Origin of the sequence: Brevibacillus antibioticus (assembly GCF_005217615.1) — a bacterium.
GTDB classification, from domain to species: domain Bacteria; phylum Bacillota; class Bacilli; order Brevibacillales; family Brevibacillaceae; genus Brevibacillus; species Brevibacillus antibioticus.
The window spans coordinates 3,012,555-3,034,068 of record NZ_SZNK01000001.1 but is presented as its reverse complement, the minus strand read 5'-3'; the positions used below and the strand labels follow the sequence as shown (position 1 = coordinate 3,034,068).

General features: G+C 47.1%; 9 protein-coding genes and 1 pseudogene. 8 read left to right on the top strand and 2 right to left on the bottom strand.

The genetic code is table 11. From position 1 onward, the window contains the following. The first annotated feature begins 125 nt into the window (after nt 1–125). From E8L90_RS14135 to E8L90_RS14115, 5 genes are all read left to right on the top strand, one after another. The gene (locus E8L90_RS14135; protein WP_137029937.1) at nt 126–1,151 is read left to right on the top strand and encodes an asparaginase; all 1,026 of its coding nucleotides are present in this window, start codon (nt 126–128) and stop codon (nt 1,149–1,151) included. 80 nt (nt 1,152–1,231) lie between these two features. Further along, nucleotides 1,232–2,902, top strand: a complete 1,671-nt coding sequence (locus tag E8L90_RS14130) for a peptide ABC transporter substrate-binding protein (RefSeq protein ID WP_137029936.1) — start codon at nt 1,232–1,234, stop codon at nt 2,900–2,902. 75 nt (nt 2,903–2,977) lie between these two features. Beyond that, nucleotides 2,978–5,053: a sigma-54 interaction domain-containing protein gene (locus E8L90_RS14125; RefSeq protein WP_137029935.1), complete on the top strand. Its 2,076-nt coding sequence runs from the start codon at nt 2,978–2,980 to the stop codon at nt 5,051–5,053. Continuing rightward, a complete protein-coding gene (gene pepV / locus E8L90_RS14120) occupies nt 5,050–6,483 on the top strand; it encodes a dipeptidase PepV (protein WP_137029934.1) in 1,434 nt (477 codons plus the stop codon). The genes E8L90_RS14125 and pepV overlap by 4 nt, the downstream gene beginning before the upstream one ends. 15 nt (nt 6,484–6,498) lie before the next feature. Then, nucleotides 6,499–6,660, top strand: coding sequence for a hypothetical protein (locus E8L90_RS14115; protein ID WP_162309086.1), 162 nt, complete (start codon nt 6,499–6,501; stop codon nt 6,658–6,660). Here the strand turns inward: E8L90_RS14115 and E8L90_RS14110 are convergent, their stop codons facing one another. Continuing rightward, complete coding sequence (locus E8L90_RS14110; RefSeq protein ID WP_137029933.1) at nt 6,661–7,038, bottom strand: DUF3899 domain-containing protein; 378 nt, start codon at nt 7,036–7,038, stop codon at nt 6,661–6,663. 18 nt (nt 7,039–7,056) lie between these two features. Further along, on the bottom strand, nt 7,057–7,221 hold the full coding sequence (locus E8L90_RS14105; RefSeq protein ID WP_244297224.1) for a hypothetical protein: 165 nt from the start codon (nt 7,219–7,221) through the stop codon (nt 7,057–7,059). A gap of 127 nt (nt 7,222–7,348) precedes the next feature. On the opposite strand from E8L90_RS14105, the pseudogene E8L90_RS14100 reads away from it, so the two are divergent. The 3 genes and pseudogenes from E8L90_RS14100 to E8L90_RS14090 all read left to right on the top strand — a co-directional run bounded on the left by E8L90_RS14100 (nt 7,349) and on the right by E8L90_RS14090 (nt 21,501). Next, nucleotides 7,349–8,051, top strand: a pseudogene (locus E8L90_RS14100) (PhzF family phenazine biosynthesis protein). 179 nt (nt 8,052–8,230) lie between these two features. Next, the gene (locus E8L90_RS14095; protein ID WP_137029932.1) at nt 8,231–15,973 is read left to right on the top strand and encodes a S8 family serine peptidase; all 7,743 of its coding nucleotides are present in this window, start codon (nt 8,231–8,233) and stop codon (nt 15,971–15,973) included. Nucleotides 15,974–16,035: 62 nt separating this feature from the next. Beyond that, entirely contained in the window at nt 16,036–21,501 is a 5,466-nt protein-coding gene (locus E8L90_RS14090) for an RHS repeat domain-containing protein (RefSeq protein WP_244297223.1), read from the top strand. Nucleotides 21,502–21,514: the final 13 nt, after the last annotated feature.

Here is a 21,514-nt window from a genome sequence, read left to right as displayed (position 1 = left end):
TGATCTGTTTCTCAAGAAAATAGCCAAACTCCGCCTGTTGCTTAGTTTTTTCAGTTATTGGCACATTACTTGCTTATTTAGAAAAGTACAAACATTCAAACATTCGCGCTCAAAGGAGACTTGCTATGAACGTCGTTGCCAACGTATACCGGGGAGAACAGGTAGAGAGCTCACATCTTGGACATATCGCAGTCGTTGATTCGCAGGGGAGAGTGCTCTATTCGTACGGGGACCCCCATCGCCTTACATATGCACGTTCCAGTATGAAGCCGTTGCAGACGATTCCGGTAATCGAGACGGGGACGGCAGATCGATATGGCTTCGATCCGGCTGATCTTTCGCTCTGTTGCGCTTCACACAGTGGAGAGCCACGCCATCGCGCGCGGGCGCTCTCGATGCTTGCGCGAGCAGGTCAGCCAGAAACGGCGTTGCAATGCGGGACACATGTGCCACGTCATGAGGAGAGCTATAAAGAGCTGATTCGGGAGGGCAAGCCGCTTACACCCGTATTCTCGAATTGCTCCGGCAAGCACTCCGGCATGATTGCCACCGCGACACATATGGGGGAGGACGTGACTACCTATCATTTGCCTACGCATCCGGTACAACAGCGAATTCTCGAATTAGTCGAGGACATAACAGGCTACCCCAAAGACAAAATCAATCTTGGGACAGATGGATGTGGGGTTCCCGTCCATCAATTGCCGCTTGCTCATTACGCATGGGCATTCGCCAAGCTGGCGAGACCAGAGGTGATCGAGAATCCCGAGCGACGAAAAGCGGTTCAGCGTATTACGGATGCCATGACCGCTCATCCCGAAATGGTCGGGGGCGAGAATCGATATTGCACAGATCTGATGACAGCCTTTGGCGGTCGTATCGTAGGGAAGGCAGGCGCAGAGTCGGTGTATTGCTTGGGCGATAGAGAAACAGGATGGGGCATCGCTATCAAAATCGAGGATGGGGGACCACGGGCGATCAATCCGGTCGTCAATGAAGTGCTTCGTCAACTGGGAATCGGCATAGACGGTCCTTTGGATAAGCTCGCGGAATATACCAACCCGCCCATTACAAACATGAGTGGTAACGTTGTCGGACGTATTGAGACTTCCTTTCGTCTCGCCAAGACAGATTTTTCTTTACGTGTCTAGATGGCATTCCCTATGGTGCCGTTTATTCATAAAGCAACAAAGGCTACATGTTGTTTAAAAAGAAAAGGGGGTCACATGCAATGAACATGCGAAAAGGATGGAAGCTGCTTAGTACCGCTGCACTTGTCACTGTTCTTGCCATTACAGGTTGTAGTCAGTCAGCAACGCCGACACAGCCAGCAGGGGGAGGTACAGCAGGTCAAGCGTCCACAGATACAGGTGGACAAGCCAATGCCGCTGCAAAACTCAAGCTCAACCTGAAGACCGAACCACCTTCGCTCGATCCGCCAAAAGGCTTTGACAGTACCTCAAACGAAGTGTTGAATGCCACAATGGAAGGCTTGGTTCGCCTAGACAAGGATCACAAGCCGCAAGCCGCCATGGCCGAGAAATGGGCAGTGAGTGAGGATGGGAAAACGTATACCTTTACCCTGCGCGATAGCAAATGGTCGAATGGCGAACCAGTGACAGCGCAAGATTTCGAGTTTGCGTTTAAACGCATTGTCGATCCAAACAATGCATTCCCGTCTGCTTTCCTCGCCTACTACATCAATGGAGCAGAAGCTTTCAACAAAGGAACAGGAAATGCAGACGGCGTACAGGTAAAAGCCGTAGACGAGAAGACGTTTGAGGTAAAGCTGAAGGCACCAACAGGTTACTTCCTCCACATCCTAACGCAGCCGACTTTCTTCCCGGTGAATAAAAAAGTCGTGGAGAGTAATCCGAAATGGGCGGAAGGTGCTTCAAGCATCGTGACGAATGGACCGTTCAAAATGGAAGATTGGGTTCATGACCAATCAGTGAAGCTTACGAAAAATGACGGCTACTGGGATCGTGATTCGATCAAATATGCGGGAATCGAGTTTGTCATGGTCAACGATGAAAATACGCAATTCCAAATGTACAAAACAGGTCAGCTCGACATGATCCAGACCGTTCCTAATGATATGAAGAAACAGTTGATCGATTCCGGAGAAGCAAAAGTCGAGACGGAAGCGTCCATCTACTACTACCGGATGAACACCACAATTCCTCCGTTCACGAACGCCAACATCCGGAAAGCATTTGCACTGGCCATCGATCGCAAAACTTTAATCGACAATGTTGTGCAAGGGAAGCAAACACCTGCCATGGCCCACGTGCCATTGGGCTTCCCGGAGCCAGACGGAGCGGATTTCCGCACAAAAGGCGGGGATTTCTTCAAGGATAACGATATAGAGCAAGCAAAAGCACTTCTGAAAAAAGGGATGGAAGAAGAAGGGTGGACAACCCTGCCGCCTGTCGCCATGACGTATAACACCAGTGATGCGCATAAGGCCATCGCACAAGTCTTGCAGGAAATGTACAAGAAAAATCTCGGGGTAGATGTAAAGCTGGAAAACAAAGAATGGAAAGTATTCTTGGCAGAACAGCGTGCCCGCACTCTTCAATTCTCCCGCTCGACGATCCCTGCCGACTACGGAGACCCAGTCAATTACCTGGAGCTGTTCGTGACTGACCATCCTGGAAACCGTGTCAACTACAGCAACAAAGAGTATGACGCATTGGTCGAGAAGATTCGCAACACTGCCGACGAACCCGAACGTTTCAAGCTCATGCATGACGCGGAGAAAATTTTCATGGATGATATGCCACTCGTACCTATCTATTTCGGGACAAAAGTATTTATGGAGCAGCCAAACATAAAAGGCATTATTCGCCATCCAGTCGGCACGATTGACTACAAATGGGTAGAAATCGGCAATAAGTAGTAAGTAAAATAAGTGAAGACAAGAGCGAATATTCGAAACGTTCTTGTCTTCACACTACATCTTGGAGCGACTGATATGGACAAAAAATCGATCATATTTATTGCAAGAATGGATGAGTTTCTACAATCCGTTGTTAGTCAATACCATGAATTGGGAATCGGCGATGATATCCATGTTGAGGCGATGCGAGTCGACCAGCTTCCGCTACGCCCGATCACGCCTGGTGCTCTCATCATTGTATCTACCAAAAGCATCGTCCCCCTTGTACAACCGTATGTGCCAAAAGAATCCAGCATCATTATCGCCAAGCGAATGCTGCCGTACCATAACTTGCGCGGCATGCTGGAAATCCCGAAAGGCGTGAAAGTGCTTCTCGTCAGTGACACCAAGGAGACAGCTGAAGAAAATGTGGAATTGCTGCGTGCCTCTGGGATGGATTTTGAACTGTATCCCTATTATCCAGGTGCTGACTATCCACCTGACATCGAGATTGCGGTAACGCCAGGAGAGGCAGAGCATGTGCCCCCGCATATTCGCAAAGTTGTTGATATCGGGTATCGGATCATCGATTTATCTACATGGCTTGCCATCTACTCTCATTTTAAAAACGGCAATTTTCAAAAGGTGACCGCACGCGCCATGCAATCGTTGGTCGATATCACCAAAGAACTGAACAACGAGATTCAGCATGCGCATCTGTTGAGCAAATATTTGGAGGCGATCGTCAATCGGATCGAGGATGCAGTGATTGCCATGGATGAAAAAGAAAACATCCGTTTTTTCAATCAGAAAGCAATCGATACGTTGCAGATGGACGGGAATGAAGTCGTCGGTGAGCGGGCGTCCAATTGCTTGCCTGCGAATTTTTATCAGTTGATCCAGCAGTGTGAAGAGAACAAGGATGTTTTGGTAGATTGGGCGAACAAAACCTACTTTTTCCGCAAAATGCACATCGTCATGGAAGGAAGCTTTCTCGGGAGTCTGCTCTTGTTTCGTCAGGCTGCAGAAATTGAAAAGCTGGAGCATGATTATCGCATGCGCCTTTACAGCAAAGGATTGGTAGCCAAATACCAGTTTGATGATTTTTATGGGGAGAGCGCGCCTGTTCAAAAAGTGATTCAGATTGCCCGCAAAATCGCCAGAAGCAACTCCACGGTGCTGTTGTTGGGAGAGACAGGGACAGGGAAGGAATTGCTCGCCCAGGCTATCCACAATGCTTCGCCACGCAGAAGAGAGCCATTTGTTGGGGTCAACTTTGCTGCCATATCGGAATCTCTTTTGGAAAGCGAGCTGTTTGGCTACGAAGAAGGGGCTTTTACCGGAGCGCGTAAAGGTGGACATATCGGCTGGTTTGAATTGGCCCACAAAGGGACCATTTTTCTTGATGAGATCGGAGATGCCAGCGTGGCTATTCAAAACCGACTGCTGCGTGTATTGCAAGAACGCCAGATTATGCGCGTCGGCGGGAGCAAGATCATTCCGACAGATATTCGCGTCATCGCAGCAACGAATCAAGACTTGCAGCGGATGATTGCGGAAGGAGAATTCCGTGCTGATTTGTATTATCGCCTGAATATCTTGCCTATTCATTTGCCGCCGCTTCGGAACAGACGGGAGGATATCCCGTGGTTGGTCCAACAATTTATAAAGAAATATTCCTATGATTTGCGCCGCCCGCCGTTTACGTTGACCAATGAAGCGATGCGGGCGCTCCAGGAGTACGATTGGCCTGGAAATATTCGCGAGCTCGAAAATGTGATTGAGTATGTAGCACACGTCGTAGAAGATGAAGCGTATCCGTATCATTTGCCGTTTCTACGGGAAATACCGGAAGCGCCGTTGCCTGTAGATGGTCTACACAACGAATGTGAAGGCATCGCTACTGAATATAAAAAACGAGGATTTCTAGATGAAATCACGGCTATTTTGCAGGAGCTGGGACAAGGGAGCGGTGGACGCTATACACTACTAGCGCAGTTGCAAGAAAAAGGCTACTCGGTTACGTTGCAACAGCTGCGCTATCGCCTGAAGCTTTTGCAGCAGGATGAGCTGATTCAAGTGGGAAAAGGGAGACAAGGGAGTCAGATTTCCTCGAAAGGTGAATCGTTTCTTGCCTATCTACATCGGATGAAAGCAGGGGAACGCATATGAGCGATTACTGGCGGCAGCAAGCGCTTCTGCAAAGAGAGCAGTACCTGGATGATTTGAAATCCTTTCTTTCCATTAATAGCATCGAAGACATGACGACGGCAAAAGAAGGAAAGCCATTTGGCGAAGGTGTTGCCGCGGCGCTTGAAACAATGCTCGCACGCGGTGAGTTGGATGGCTTCCGGACCAAAAATCTAGATGGTTACGCAGGGACAATCGAGCTCGGCAGCGGGGAAGAAGAGATCGGTGTGCTCGTTCATATCGATGTCGTCACTGTGGGAGAAGGGTGGACGACCCCGCCTTTTGAACCAAGCATTCGTGACGGTCGCATCTACGCGCGGGGAGCGATTGATGACAAAGGTCCTGCGATGGCCGCGTACTATGCGTTGAAGCTGGTCAAGGATTCAGGTTTGCCACTTACAAAACGCGTACGAATGATCATCGGTACAGATGAAGAGAGTGGCTGGCTGTGCATGAAGCATTTTGCCGAGCATGATCGCATACCGCCGATTGGCTTTTCACCGGATTCCTCCTTCCCGATGACACATGCCGAAAAGGGACAGATCAACCCGACATTAACGATTCCAGCGGTGGAGCCAATCGAACGAAATGGAGCATGGCAGTTAGCGTCATTTCTCTCCGGTGACCAAGGCAACAGTGTTCCCGAAAAAGCAGTCGCTCTTGTACGACTGGACTCCGAGGCACGGCAGGCGGTCGTCCTTTCTCGACTGGCGGAAGAGTGGGAAATGTTTCTGAACGAAAACCACACAACTGGTCGTATGGAACTGGTAGGGCTGGGACAGTTGCAATTCACGCTCGCAGGAAAGCCAGCTCATGGGATGGCGCCATTTCTGGGCGTAAATGCGGGAACCTTGTTGGCTACTTTTTTGCGCTCGTACCCGTTTGGTGGCTCCTGCTTGTCCTTTCTTACGATGTTAGCTGATGTCCTGCACGAAGATTATTTTGCTGATCATCTACATATGGCTTGTGAGGATGAAGTGTCAGGCAAGCTGACGGTCAACGCGGGGATTCTGCATTACGATTCCAGCGAAGGGGGAACAGTCCGGCTCAATATACGCTATCCGGCGACAATTTCCTGTGAAGAATACGTTGAGAAATTGAAGCAAAGGACTGCAGAGCTGGGCTGGATGATTTCCGCTCTGCGGACATCCAAGTCGCATTTTGTACCCAAAGATCATCCCGTGATCCAAACCTTGTCGCGGGTGTACGAGGAGCACACGGGAGAGCCAGCGACCCTTCTATCCTCAGGAGGAGCTACCTACGCCAAAATCATGCCGTATGGTGTTGCTTTCGGCCCGCTCTTTCCAGGCAAGGAGTCCATGGCCCATCTGACTGATGAATATGCCGAGATTGACGATCTGCTGCGTGCCATGGCGATATATGCGCATGCCATTTACGAGCTGGCTAAGTAAATGAGGAGGACTTCCATGGTTTCGTACACGCTGCCCACTCGTACAACCTCGTTGCGCGGAAGAAGTGCCGAGGTGGCAGGAGGCGCAACCCGGGCATTGGGTGGCTTGTCATTTGATAGAGTCGTAAGAGAGAAGAAGGGCTGTTCCCAATCGGTGGGACAGCCCTTCCTTGTGTGACTATAAATAGTAGAAACAGGTAAGAACGATGGAGAAGACAATCAGTCCAGTGCCTGACGTGAGAAAAAGCGAGGTTCCGATTCGCACGAACGACTCCTTCTTTTCCTCGAAAGCAGGGTCGTTTGTTTGAACGATATCACTGTCCATCATGCGCGGCTTGCGAAAGAACATCTCTTTCAACTGCTTGAATCCACGCAGAAAAATAGTGAAAAATCCAGAGCGTGTAACGACAGCAATACTCCCAACGATTAACAGGAAAAGACCGATTAAAAAGCTCTGGTTAATCAACGGCAGCAACGTACCGGCTTGAATGGTAATTCCTAAAATCACACTGCTGATCACAGAGAAAGCAAGTAGTAGAATGAGCCATTTTTTCAACGAAGAAGCACGTCCTTTTTATAGTGTGGGTGCAATGCGCTCTGCTTCCCGTAAAAAAGCTTGAACGGCAGGTGGGGCTTCACGAAGCGAGCGTACAGCCAATCCGATTTGCCGAGAGATAGGCGGCGTGAAATTGCCAGCGTTCGAGACAGCCACAAGGACTTCCATTTGAAACAAAGTCATGGAGCTCCTCCTTTCATGAAGTTTTTATCATGGTTGGTATGCGAAAGCTTCATTTTACAGCGCGGTTGATCCATTTTAAGATGAAAAGCAAGAGAAGCATTCGTTTAACAAAAGGAGAGAAATAACCATGAAGCATGTGAGTGTATACCATGTGGACGCCTTTACGAGAAAGCCGTTTGCAGGCAATCCTGCAGGCGTCATCCCGGAATCAAGTACTTTGACTTTACAACAAATGCGTGAAAATTGCCAATGGGTTGAATCTTCCTGAGTCTGCCTTTTTGATGCCGTCCGACCATCCAGAAGCTGATTTTCGCATTCGCTACTTTTCTCCTTTGGTTGAGATCGATTTCTGCGGCCATGCGACAGTGGGTTCTGCTTGGCTATTGGCGACAGAGCGCGGATGGTTGGAAAAGGCTAGCCGTATCGTGTTTGAGACAAACGTCGGCTTGATTCCTGTTCAATTGGTGATGGAGGATGGCCAGTTACAGCGAGTGGAAATGACCCAAATCAATCCTTCTGTGAAGGAGATTGATTTGGACAGAGAAGAGGTAGCGAGGCTGGTTGGCCTAACACTGGCTGATTTGGACGATCGCTATCCGATGAAGCTCGCTTCCACTGGCAATAGGCATCTACTCGTTCCAGTCCGCAGCTATCTGGCGTTGGAAGAACGGCTGCCTGCTGGAAACGTGACACAGCTCGTCATAGGGCAAGGACATGCGATTAGTCGGCCAGGAAAGCTGTATGTAACGGTTGATCGATCCGGAGAGGAGCCTGTTATTCGCGTAGCTGGTGAGGCGCATTTGACGATTGCGGGGCAGATGAGGGGATAAATAAGGAAAAGAGAGGGGCGTTCTTGTATAAGAACGTCTTTTTTTGTCTTTATTTCCCGTTGCCCCAAAATAAGGAATTTATTATAATTCTAATTGTGCATTTAAGGAATATTTCACTAATTTTACCTGTACTTATTTTCTTTCGGTTTTGAACTGTATGGGGGAGGGAGTTTTTAGAGATGAATCGTAAAATCATCCGGTCCATTTGTATTTGTAACGTATTTATATTGCTCTCTTTACTGTTTTTGCAAACGTTTCCAGAGCAGGTGCACGCAACGGAAAAAAGCAAAACATACTTGGTTGGTTTCAAGGACAGTAACCGAACAAAAAGGAGCGCCATTCAAGGAACGTCTGTACAACAGCTCAATTCCAAAATTATGGTGGCTACCTTAACTGAAAGTGAAAGGGAGGAATTATCTCAAGATCGGAATGTCGCGTACATTGAGGAAGATAGTGACACAGAGTTAGCAGAGATCGACCTAGCAGAAAAACAGGAGATCCCATGGGGAGTCGAGCATGTCGGTGCTATTCAAGCTCATAGCAAAAATTACTTAGGTAAAAATGTAAAGATAGGAATTTTAGATACAGGAATCTCTCGTCATGAAGATTTGAAAGTGAGTGGCGGCATTTCCTATGTAGAAGGTGAAGCGGATTATGAGGATGCCCATGGTCATGGTACCGCTGTGGCCGGGGTGATTGCTGGCAAAGATAATCAGCTTGGAATAATAGGAGTCGCGCCAGAAGCGGAAATCTATCCAATCAAAGTTCTAGATGAAAAAGGTCATGGCAAGTATTCGAGTATGATTCAGGGAATAGAATGGGCCATTCAGAATGGCATGAATATTATCTCGATCAGTGCAGGTGGGTCCGTGGACAGTCAAGCGTTGCACGACCAGATAAAAAGGGCGAATGAGCATGGGATTCTGGTCATTGCAGCAGCGGGTAATCGAGGTCTCGGTGAGGATACCCAATTATTTCCGGCAAAATATTCGGAAACGTTGTCGGTAGGTTCCATTAATCGGGATAACCAGCGTGCTGATTCCTCCAGTGTAGGAACGGGATTGGACCTGATGGCTCCGGGCGTGGATATTTTAAGCACTACTCTTCACAAAGGATATGAATTGCGCTCGGGTACATCTTTAGCTGCTCCTCACGTGGCAGGTGCCGCAGCGGTCATTTGGTCGAAGAAGGGAAGAGCAACCAACGATGAAGTCCGGGATATTTTGGTCGAGAGTGCAACACCTCTAGGTGAGCCACGTTTTTATGGCAAAGGGCTGGTGAACCTGGAAAAAGCCTTGGGGATAGGAAGCACAGAGTCTCTCGCGATTCAGTCGATTGAATCTTCTCCTAATAAGCTCGCTATTTCCATAGGGCAAAGCTATCCATTGAAGATCAAGGCGAAGATGACAGATGATACGACCAAAGACATTACCGAGGAAGCGAGTTATGTCAGTAACGATGAAAAAATCGCTACAGTAAAGCCAACAGGACTGGTGACTGCTACTGGCATTGGTGAGACGCGATTGATCGTAACGTTTGAAGACAAGACGATCGAAATCCCAGTAGTGGTTCGTGAAAATGTACCTTTGACCCCACGTGGCGGTCTCGACACCCCAGAAAATGGTGAATTAATTCTTGGTACCTATGAGATGAAGGGATGGTATCTAGATCCGGCAGGCGTGTCCCAAATTAGTATCATGGTTGATGGTATAAAGGTTGGAGAGGCAACCTATGGTGATCCCAGACCCGATATTGAGGCTAAGTATCCAGCGTATCAAAATGGAAACGCGGGTTATCATTTTCAACTAGATACAAGAGAAATGAGCGTAGGATTGCATACCATTACGCTTGCCATTCAAAACAAGAATGAAGAGCAGACGCTTATGGAAGGAAGTACGTTCTATATTGGCACCAAGCAGCCAGTAGAGGGCCTTCATGCAGATGTTTCCAAGCTCGAACTAACGGCCGAAAATACGCATCAGCTCGTTGTCTCTACGATTCTCGAAGATAAAACGCTAAAAGATGTAACGATGCTGGCTGAATACACTTCTTCGGATGAAAAAATCGTAACGGTAACTCCGACGGGTTTCGTAAAAGGAACAGGAATGGGAACGGCGATTTTGACGATTCGCTATGATGGACAAACCATCACGATTCCTGTCACGATCCAGGAAAAAATCGCGCTCGTACCGCGCTGGGAAGTAGAGAGTCCAGTCGATCATTCTACAATGACGGGAGCCGCTCTCATTAGAGGCTGGTATTTAGATCCAGCAGGTTTAGCAAAGATAGAGGTTCATGTAGATGGGAAAGTAGTCGGGGAAGCTCTTTACGGGCAACCACGACCTGATATCGCGCAGGCGTACCCAGCTTATCAAAATGCTACTTCTGGTTTTCAGTATTTTTTGGATACGACCCAAATAATGGAAGGGAAGCGCGCTATTACGGTGATGGCTGTTAATCAGGAAGGCAAAGAGCAAGTCCTGGCGGAGCGCTCCGTGTCCTTCGAGCTTGCACAACCAGCCACGAGTATAGCTGCAAATGTAAATAAGGTCGAAATAACACAAGGGAATACACAGCAAGTTTTCATTTCAGCTGTTTTGCAAAATGACCAAATCCGAGATGTAACAAGAGAAGTGAAGTACACCCTTGAAGATTCAACGGTTGCTAGCATTTCCGGTCACGGAATCATCACAGGTCTTCGGATCGGACAGACAACGGTTACTGTCGATTACCAGGGACAAGTGCTGACGATTCCGATCTTGGTTAAAGCGGCGGCTGGTCTGACCCAAGGGGGATTGGACAGTCCTCTCGACAATGCGACGATTAGCGGAGTTTACCCTGTAACAGGCTGGTTTATCGCTTCTAGTGGTGTCTCGAGCGTTGAGGTGTTGGTGGATGGCGTTGTAATCGGGGAAGCCACATATGGAGTTCCCCGTCCTGAAATAGAGATTACCGATATTTCTCTACCGGGTAGCAACGTTGGATTTCATTACAGTCTTGACACAAGCCTTTTGCAGCAAGGAAAGCATGCCATTTCTGTTCGAGGAACAGCCAAGGATGGGAAGCAAACGATGCTGGGGTCAAGAACTGTTCAGGTGGTCGAATTGCTACCGGTAATTGGATTGCATGTAGATATTGCCGAGTTGCAGCTTTCTCAAGGAAAGACACATCAACTTGCAGTCAAAGCAGAGCTGGAGGACCAGAGCAAGCAGGATGTGACCAAGCTAGCCCTTTACACCATAGAAGATCCATCCGTTGCAAAAGTGAGTCCAGACGGCTTGGTTACGGCTCTTGCGCAAGGCAAGACGAGTCTTGCGATCAAGTACGGAAATCAGAGTATCAAGATACCGCTCGTGATTACAGCAGCAGAAGCACTTAAAGCAATAGGCGAAATAGAAACGCCAGTAAATCAAGCCATTATTAATGGTACGTATACGATAGCGGGATGGTTTTTGCATCCTACTACGTCTACTCGTTATCAGGTCTTCCTTGATGGAAAAGAAGTCGGACAAGCCAATTCGGGTATAGGACGACCTGACATTGCCCTGCTGCATCCAGACTATAAGAATACGAATGCCGGATTCAGCTATACGGTGGATCTGTCCGATTTGCAAGCTGGCCCTCATACGGTATCTGTCGTGGTGACGGATAGCGAAGGGAAACAATACCCATTGTCAGAGAAAAGCTTTGTGGTTGGAGAAGTAGCTCAAGCAGATAGTTTGCATCATACAGAATCGGGCATCAGCTTAGCAAAATCGTCGATGAAGAAGCTGCAGATTACCGCAACTTCAACTGATCAAAGTCCAAAAGATGTGACTGCCCAAGCCGTATATTCGTACGAAAATTCCAATGTCATCCACGTTAGTCCACTGGGGATCGTCACTGGACTCGAAGTAGGAATGACCAAGATTGTCGTCAGTTATGGAGGTCAGACCCTAACCATTCCAGTGGTTGTGACGGAAACAGAATCTGGCCCACTGGTTGGAAAAGGAAAGATCGACATCCCGATGGACAAAGCAGAAATTGGAGGAATCACAACGATTCAGGGATGGCTCCTTGATCCGGACGGTGTAGCCAAAATCGAAGTGTTGATGGATGGGCAGCTACAAGGAACGGCAGTATATGGCGGGCCACGCCCAGACATTTTTGCCCTGTATCCGCGCTATGAAAATGCAAATGCAGGATTTCAGTATCAGCTCGATACCATGCGATTCAATGAAGGCGAGCACAAAATAACTGTACGTGTAACCAACAAAAAGGGAGCAGAAAGTCTCGTCTTCGATAAACAAGTAACCATTGGACCCGTTACTGGGATTACCACCAATCTTTCCAAAATTGATCTTGAGAAAGAAAAGACCGTTTCTCTCACTGTTGTTGCCTCTTATCGGGACAAGGGTACGAAGGACGTAACGGGCGAAGTCTCTTACACGATTCAGGATCCAGCCATTGCAAAAATAGACGCAACTGGTGTGATAACAGGCCTAGCGCCGGGTAATACCGTTCTGTCCGTCACTTTTGCTGGCATCGTCCAGCAAGTGCCTGTTCATATAAAGGGCGACGCTTTGATGACGACAGGTGCGATTGATGCTCCAGGAGAGAATGAACAGATTAGTGGAAGCTATAACCTAACAGGCTGGTTCATGACTTCCGGTAAAGTGGAGAAAATCGAAGTGTTAATGGATGGCGTTGCAGTGGGTGAGGCGAAATATGGACTGGAACGCCCGGATATTTTGCGAACGTACCCAGAGGCACCTCCTGTAAAACCGGGTTTTTCGTATTTGTTAGAAGTAAATGATCTCGACTTGGGGCAACATCAGCTAACTGTGCAGGTTACGGAAAAAGACGGAAAACAAACTAGCATGGAAAAGAAGATCAACGTCGTGAAGCCGGTTCATGCTAAGTACACCTATTGGCTGCAATTTTCAGATCAGCAAGGTAAGGATAATTGGTCCTATCAAGAGGTGTCAGGGGATCGTCATGCTGATTTGACGTGGAATAAGCAAACAGAAGAATGGAAGAGTAATCACGATACGGCCATCGGGAATACATGGATAAGAGTTGGCAGCTCAAACCCTGTCATCAAATGGGAAGCACCACGATCAGGAAAAATCCAGGTCAGCGGCTGGATTTCCAAAATTCAAGTTGATGAGGGCGATGGGGTAAACGTCCGATTGCTGAAAAACGATAAACAAATTTGGCCGTCCAATGGATGGCAATCCATCGAATTCAACGATGAAATTGGTGTGGAAATCCAAGAAGAACTTGAGGTAGAGCAAGGAGATGCGCTCTTGTTTCAAGTGGATCAAAAAGAAAGCAGCATCGGCGATTTACTAAAATGGACACCTGAAATTACGTACGTGAGCAACGCCGTTAACGATAATGCGTCTCCCCAAATCTATTTGACCTCTCCCACTGTGGGAGCAGCGGTCTCTACTGTTGATGGCAAGGATGTTGTCGCGATAACAGGTTTTGCCATGGACCCGAATATAGGAGATCAGGTAAACATTTGGTACCAGCTGGATGATGAAGATCCTCAAGAATTGACGAGATTTATGGCTTCGGAAAAGCACCAACCATTTTTGTACAATCTGCCCACCCATCACCTGAAACCGGATGTTTTATACTCTCTTCGTGTCTGGGCAGTCGACCAAAAGTCCGGAAGATCACACAGTGAAAAAGTAGACTTCACCTTGGACATGAGAGCACAAGCAGAAAAGGAAGACATTATGGTTGTCGCAGACTGGAAATCTCCGAAAGATGGAACCGAAATTTCAAAAGGAGAAAAGGTTTCACTGACTTGGGAATACGCAAGCTACCGTGGGCATTCCAGTAAAATCGAGTCGCAAGAATTACTCATTAATATTAGCGAAGGTGGACGTTTGCCCTCAACGATCCGCGAAAAATTGACGGGTACAGCACGTTCCTACGTGTTTGATACAAGTGTGATCGAGAAAAATGCCCGCGTAGAAGCCCGGATTCGCACCATCATGCCAAAGACGCCTACTTATGTTTATGGTGGCACGGCGAAGTTGAATTTCAGTGTTCTAGCTGCCAATCAAGCACCTGTCGTATACAGTACGGTGTTTGTCACCTTGGACAGAGGGCTTACAGGAACCATCAACTATACGCTCAATGAAAATGATGTCACGGACAAGATCGTTTCGACAAAATTACGAGTAGGTTTCACACCAGGTGGAAACGAGCTTGATGAGAAGGAAGAGTTCATCCGGGAGACTTCTCAAAACAGACAAGTTGTTAGCAGGTATTCCTTCCCCCTTACGAAAGATATGCTGCATCAGACTATTTACTGGACAGTGCAGGCGCAGGATAACCGGGGAGCTTGGACACCAGCTGTTAACTATTCTGTCCCACTGGAAGAAGCACTTCCGAAAATCGTGATCTACACGCCAGTTGCCAAGAGAGTCATGGACCTTGATGACACTTTTACATTGGATGGAACATACACGAAGCTTACCTCTGGCGAAACGATTGAAGCCCAAGTGTTCTCCTCTCGTTCCGCCAAAAATTTCACGACAACAGGAACCTCCGGCCAGTGGGAGCTGAATTGGACGGGACGAGAAATCGGATCAGGCACGTACGAAAATATCCAAGTGACGGAGCCAATGGTGGCCTATTACAGCGGAAGCTTAACAGTAGAAGACAAGCCAGATGCACCGAGTATCGTGAATGCAGAGGCCGAAACCAATTCACTCAAAATTTATTGGAGTCCATCTGTGGGTGCCCTTGACTACGGAATCCAAGTCGATGGCGGCGGTATAAAAAAAGTCGGCGACGTTACCAACCATACGATCGCGGGTCTTCAGCCTGCGCGTGTGTATACCATTAGACTTTGGGCGTATACTTCAGCTGGTATTAGCAGCTACAGCAGTTCGTTTACGGTTGAAACGAAACCGGCAGAAGGCAATTTTAATGGAATGGTCGAGAATAGCCCAGTGCGGATGTATTTCCCTGCAAAAGAGATGAAATACATGAAAATCGTTGCCGGAACAAATGGAACCTATTCATTCACGTTAAACAACGATTCCGGCTCGCCTGCAAATGCAATCTTATCCGTCTATAAAGCAGCCAGCTTGCAGTCACATGAGGAGATTGCGGCAGGAGCGAATGGAAGAGTCAACCCCGTATTTGTTGCAGGAAAAACCTATTATGTAAAAATTGTCGCAAACGATACTTCCTACGCTACGCTTCTAGCAAAGCCAGGGGGAGAGGTTTTTACCTTCAACCAGCCAAAGGAAATTACGCTTCAGCCTGGTCAAACGGTCGAGATGGCCATGAATACGATCATTTCTGGCAAGTATCGCATGACGACACAATTGAAAAATCAGACGAATAAATATCCAGTTGTCACGGTACTGTCCAATGGAAATGCCATAACTCCTAAAGAGACGCCAACTCCTTCCGAAAGCAATTATGAGCTAGGGATGGGGAACTACAAGATCAAATTGACCAATACCGAGAGTTATCCGGTAAGTGTTTCCTTCACTGTTTTTGCTCCCCCGCCTGGTGGGACTCTTTATGAGTACGTATACGATCAAAACAATCGGATAAAGGCGATAAAAGAAAATGACGTAGAATCCGTAACGTTCATTCATGATGATAATGGAAACATTCTAAAAAGCGTCAAGCATGCAGTGACGCTTCCACCAAAAGGAACCGTATTACATGTGGATCAGGAAAAGGTGGAGGTACGAGCTGGCAGCACGCGACCGATCAAGGTCACAGCAACAAAGGAGGACGGCAGTACGCTGGATGTAACAGCACAAGGCCTTTACACAGTGGTAGATTCTAGAGTTGGATTTATCGTGAAAGGCGTTGTATATGGGATGAATCCTGGAACTACAGAGGCCAGGGTGTCTTACGATGGACAGTTTAAAACGATAACGATTACGGTTGTACCCTAATCCATGTTCATGCAGTCCCCCCTTCGCATCATGGGGGGACGAATATCTCTAACGGAGGCATTATGAAACATTTTTCCATAAAATCACTCATGATCGTTGTGCTTTGCCTTGCATTATGCACGACGATGCTGCCGCTTGGAACGACGTTCGCAAACGAATCCTCCCCCGTGTCCATCTCTCCAGTTACGTCAGGTGAGAAAGCAGCAACTCCTGACACGACAATCGAAGAGATTCAACAATCCATGGGCGAGCCAATCACCAATGGCAAAGGAGAAGCAAAAAATCCGATAGAGTACACGGAAACGGATATTTCTTCGCTTACATGGACGCAGCTAGAGACTGACACTGTTATTGACATTCATCGCAGTTTTGACAGAGCATTGTTAAAATTCGCAGCCTATTTCTATTCCGAGCTGCTGCAATTACTAACACCAGAAGAACAAGAAGAAGTCAAACGCCTTTCCTCTGAGCAGATTATCACCCAATTCGAGAATCTGAGTCAGGAAAGCAAAGACCTCTTGCAGCGGTTAACCCCTCTCGTTTTATCTAAAATGAAAGAAATCAAGCAACTGGAAGAACAGATGGAGGTCCAATCCACTTCGCTTCCTCCGGTAAAATACACCGAACAGGATCAGGAGTTTCGATTTGCTCGTTCCAAAACAGAGCAATCCGTCGACAATCTATATCGTGCTGCGAATCTGGTCGAGCAAGATCTCTACTTGCCAGGAAAGCATGGACTGGATCTGGATATAAAGCGTAGATACCACTCCATGAGCAGTAAAATCAGTGTGCCAACCTGGGATGATGATCTAGACAAGAATGAAACCCTACATGACACTGACAAATTTGCAACCGGCTGGGATTTTAATATGCCGAGATTGGATATCGTCAGTCGGGAGCAGGCCGTAACGGTAAGGGACGATGCCTATGATCCAAGTCTACAAATTTACTCTACCAAGGTAGATAAGGATCCATCGAGTAATCGGTATTACATTACCTTAGAAGACGGTACATCTTTAGAATACCGGTTCAACAAGTTTGTGAATTATCCGTATCAAGACATCCGCTTCACGATTGACGAGGTGAATCGGAAGTACACGCTGCATTACCGTAATCTGAAGTATGAATTTGATATGACTCGAGGAATGGTCGTCAAATCCAATATTTACGGGGATACGATCAAGTACAATCTGAGTAGCGACGGAGAGAGGGGCAGCATCGAAGATAGTGTCGGTCGTTATGTGGTATTGAACCGAAAGCAAAACGACACCACGCAAGACTTGATCGTCTACAAAGACAAGACCGAGACCACGGTGCTTAAGCACATTCGCTACCATTTTGAACGAAAGTTCGCATTGAGCGCTTATCATCAGCTTGTTCGCGTAGAAGTCCTGCCGACAGCAGGAAGCGGAAGCAGCGCATATACAGTGGCGCGTTATGCCTATCATGATCCCAAAACGAAGGGCATAGCCTATTTCAATTTAAACAAAAAATATACGCTGGATAAGCTCCCAACCGATCAAAGCCTGCAAGATTCATCCAAGTATTGGGGATCGGATACAAAGAAGCGTAAGGAAATCGATTACTTGCTCATGCAAGAGGTTTCCTATCCGTTGCAAGGATTAAAAATCAACTACGACTATCGTCCCTATCAACTAGGTCAGACTACCTTCAATGACGGACTCGTACGGATTTTTCAAGACAAGCTTGCACTAAGCTATGTAGCTTATCATCCAGTCAATAAAGTATCGTACAGCTACACGCAGAAAACGCCAAAAGGAACCAATACGTATAAGCTCGAAAAGAACTATGCCAATAACGACAACCTCCGCGAAATATGGAAGGTACCAAAGGAACAACTGCCTCGATTGAAGAATTTTGCGGAGCGCCATGGGGATACCATCCAGGTCACAGAATCTGAGGCTTCCCGGTACACGAAGAATTCCATTTACAAGGTTAATCAAGATGGAAATCCATTGCTGCGAAGCGAGAAGACAACGGGCGTGAGCAAAGGTGGAACAAATGTATCTGGCGCGAAGTATCGGGTCGAGTACAATCCAACTACGTACACAACCTATGCCTATTCCGGCCGGAACACAAAGCCGACGTATCAATACGTTTTCTTGGAACCGACATCGGCAGTGAGTGATCTAGAGGTTTACAATTCCTACTTGAAAGACCCGAACCTTTCCAATCGCTCAAGGTATGCGGCCAAGATCAATAATTACGCACAAGAGACGTACTTGGAATACAACCATTATGGACAACTGATCAAGCAGATTGCGCCAAACGGGATTATGAGCACATGGACATATGATGAAGTGGCGCTGAATCCACGGGGCTTCCTTACCTTCTCTGTATTGAAGGCAGCCCGAACACAATCAACGACAGCTTCCGGTGATCCGTATTATTCGAATACCACCTATGAGTACAACGATCAATATTTGCTCCGGAAGGAAACAGAGATCAACTCGTTCCCTGTCAATTTAATCAATACGCCCAAAAGTCAATCGGTTGAACGGACATATGAGTACACAAACAAACAGCTTTATTCGATAACGGAGAACTTTGGCGGAGGAAAGACACGGACGCAGAGCTTCACCGCTTATGATCAATACGGAATTCAGCCTACGCAAATCGCACTCGCAGGTGTTGAGTTGGAAAGCGGTAAATCGGATGTATTGAATTTTTCCTACGACATCGATGACAAAGGCCAAATCAAAAGCCAGACCTATCCGAACGGAAGCAAGGCTACGTATGAATACGATGAATTAGGAAGACCTCTATCAGAGACTTTTCAAAATCAAGGCGCAAAACGAACCATTACGTATGTCTATCGGGACGGCGAAGCCTCTGGATCGAGTAAAGAGGGACCGGGCATCGTGGAGAAAATTGCCCCGGATCAATCGAAGCTAATCACTTACTACACCCCATATGGAGATATCGCCTATCAAGAACAGGTGGGCACGACAGGTGCGAAGCGTTCTTTGGTAGAAAACGAGTTTACGCCGGATGGGTTAGAGGTTAGCCGCACGGTTCCTTTTGGGAAGCAGGAGCAAAGCACCTCATACCTGTATGACTGGGATGGCTTTTTGTATCAAACGACGAATGCACTAGGAACCACCAAGCACCATCGAAATAATGCCTACTCGGATGGAACAAGATACTTACCTCGTTTGACGGAACAAACGCTCTCTCCAAATGGCTATATCGCGACCACCTACCGCGACTTGTATGGAAAAGTGGAGAGCACAGAGGAGACGACCCAAAGGGGCAGTCACCATCGCGTGACGAACTACCAGACGGATCGATTCGGGAAAGTAACCAATAAAGAAATCACAGACGGAAAAACCTCCCAAGCGTGGAGTATGCGCTTCGATCATAACGACAATCTCGTATATTTGCAGGACCCGGAAAATAACGTAAACGTATATGGCTACGATACGCTAGGCAATCTCACCAGTGTTCTGGAAAATGGGACGACTACCGCAGAGTATACCTACAATAGTTTGGCATGGAAGCTCTCGGAGAAGAATCTAGAAACGAGAGCAGAGACGTACACCTACGATAAAAGCGGCCTTGTGAAGAGTTACAAGGACAAAAACGGGGTCACATTCAACTACGACTATTCGCCTTTCCATGAACTGACGAAAGTTTCTTCCGGTGCGTCCTTCTATGAAGAGCGCGTGTACGATCCACAGTCTGGACTGCTTTTGAGCGAAAATAATCACACAGGAAATGCCATCAGCTATGGTTATGATGGATTCCATCGGAAGAATCGCCAGACGATGATGGGCAAAGACTACCAGCTTCTGTATTCAGACAATGACGATTTGGTAGATACACTTGTATACCCTGCAAGAAGTGCGGTATCTGGTTCTGCTCCATTTCTAAGTGTCGGATACACCTATGACAACGCGAACAGATTAAACGCGGTGGCGATCCCCGGAGTCGGAACGACCACGTATACGTACGATATTAGTAATTCGGGAGAAACCAATGCTGTATCGTATCCGGGACAACCGACAGCCATGCAACAATCGGTTAGCTCGTTTGCAGAAATAACAGCAATGAATCACGCAGACGGTTGGAACGAGACAAATGGCTACGATCTGTTTGGGAATATCACCAGTCAAAAGCGCTCCGGCACGAACTATGGATTGTTTGTGTACGACAAGCTTTCCCGGATTAAGGAAGAATCGGTCGAAGGGAACGTTAAGCAGTATTCCTATGATAAGCGCGGCAACCGCCAAGTGTATGCAAATGCTCCGGCAAATATCTTGGGCTCCTATGAAATGAAGCACGATTTGTTTAATCGTTTGCAGGAGTACAAGGACGAGAAGGGGACAACGACTTACACGTATTACCCAGGCGGACTGCGGGCGACGAAGCAACAGACTGGCAGCGTGACCGACACGACCCATTACGTCTATTTGAATGGGCAAGTCATTGAAGAGCTGACGCAGGATGGCAGGGTCAAAGCGCGGAATGTGTTTGGTAACCAGTTGATTTGGAGAAAAGACTTTGCGTCAAATTTAGAAGGTACCTACTATTACAATAGCCACGGGGATGTTGTTAAGATTAAAGACCCGAACGGCAATGTCCTGAATACGTATGAGTATGACATTTGGGGCAATTTGATTGCGGATAAGGTCAAAGAGACGATTTCCAACCCGTTTATGTATGCGGGGGAGATGTTTGACAAAGAGAGCGGGTTTTACTACCTGCGTGCCCGATATTATGATCCGAAGATTGGGCGGTTTATCTCGGAGGATACGTATAAGGGTTCGGTGGATAATCCTCTATCCTTAAACCGATATACTTACGTGCATAATAATCCTATTGCTAATATTGACCCGACTGGAAACTACTGCGTTTCTGCAAATGGTAAATATGCTCATGGGGGCGGATGTAATTCAGAAAGTAGTATTTATCTGGGTGACGATAGAGACTTTGCAGGTCGACCTGTTATAGATAACGGAAGTGTTAGTGGCTATATTGGAGTTGCTGGACCAGGTTATGGTCAACAGAATTACTGGTCGTCGTTTAAAGAAGACTATAACTACGTAAGATGGGTAAGTGGTGATAATGAGTTCTACAATAATCTAGACCAAGAAATGAGGTCAAAATTAAGGAATAGATTGCTTCAAGGTTATATGGCAGACCAGATTGAAAAAGGGTTTCCAGATTTGCAGGCAGGATTGAACTATGATCCTAGTTCATTAACGTCTTATGCGGGTTTAAAGAATTCTACTACACCATGGGATATTAAGACAGGGGCTAGTAGTAAAATTGACTATAATATAAATGGTTCTAAAGTATCTGCATACCAAGACCCGAAAACAGGACTTTATTGGGCTAGGGATACAGAAGGGCATGCAGGAAGGGATGGTCAAGAAGGAAAAGCCTACAAGGTGTTTGAAAAGCGGGGAAATGAATTACGATGGGTAGCGGACGCTGATAAATATGGAAATTATTTACCGAACGTCCATAAAGGTCCAACTGGTCTAAAAATTAAGATAAAATAGTGAGGTGATTACA

Excerpts from the sequence above, each read along its gene's own strand:
- E8L90_RS14115 (WP_162309086.1), top strand. The coding sequence starts at position 6,499 with ATGGTTTCGTACACGCTGCCCACTCGTACAACCTCGTTGCGCGGAAGA.
- E8L90_RS14090 (WP_244297223.1), top strand. The coding sequence starts at position 16,036 with ATGAAACATTTTTCCATAAAATCACTCATGATCGTTGTGCTTTGCCTT.
- E8L90_RS14095 (WP_137029932.1), top strand. The coding sequence starts at position 8,231 with ATGAATCGTAAAATCATCCGGTCCATTTGTATTTGTAACGTATTTATA.
- E8L90_RS14135 (WP_137029937.1), top strand. The coding sequence starts at position 126 with ATGAACGTCGTTGCCAACGTATACCGGGGAGAACAGGTAGAGAGCTCA.
- E8L90_RS14105 (WP_244297224.1), bottom strand. The coding sequence starts at position 7,221 with ATGACTTTGTTTCAAATGGAAGTCCTTGTGGCTGTCTCGAACGCTGGC.
- pepV (WP_137029934.1), top strand. The coding sequence starts at position 5,050 with ATGAGCGATTACTGGCGGCAGCAAGCGCTTCTGCAAAGAGAGCAGTAC.
- E8L90_RS14130 (WP_137029936.1), top strand. The coding sequence starts at position 1,232 with ATGAACATGCGAAAAGGATGGAAGCTGCTTAGTACCGCTGCACTTGTC.
- E8L90_RS14125 (WP_137029935.1), top strand. The coding sequence starts at position 2,978 with ATGGACAAAAAATCGATCATATTTATTGCAAGAATGGATGAGTTTCTA.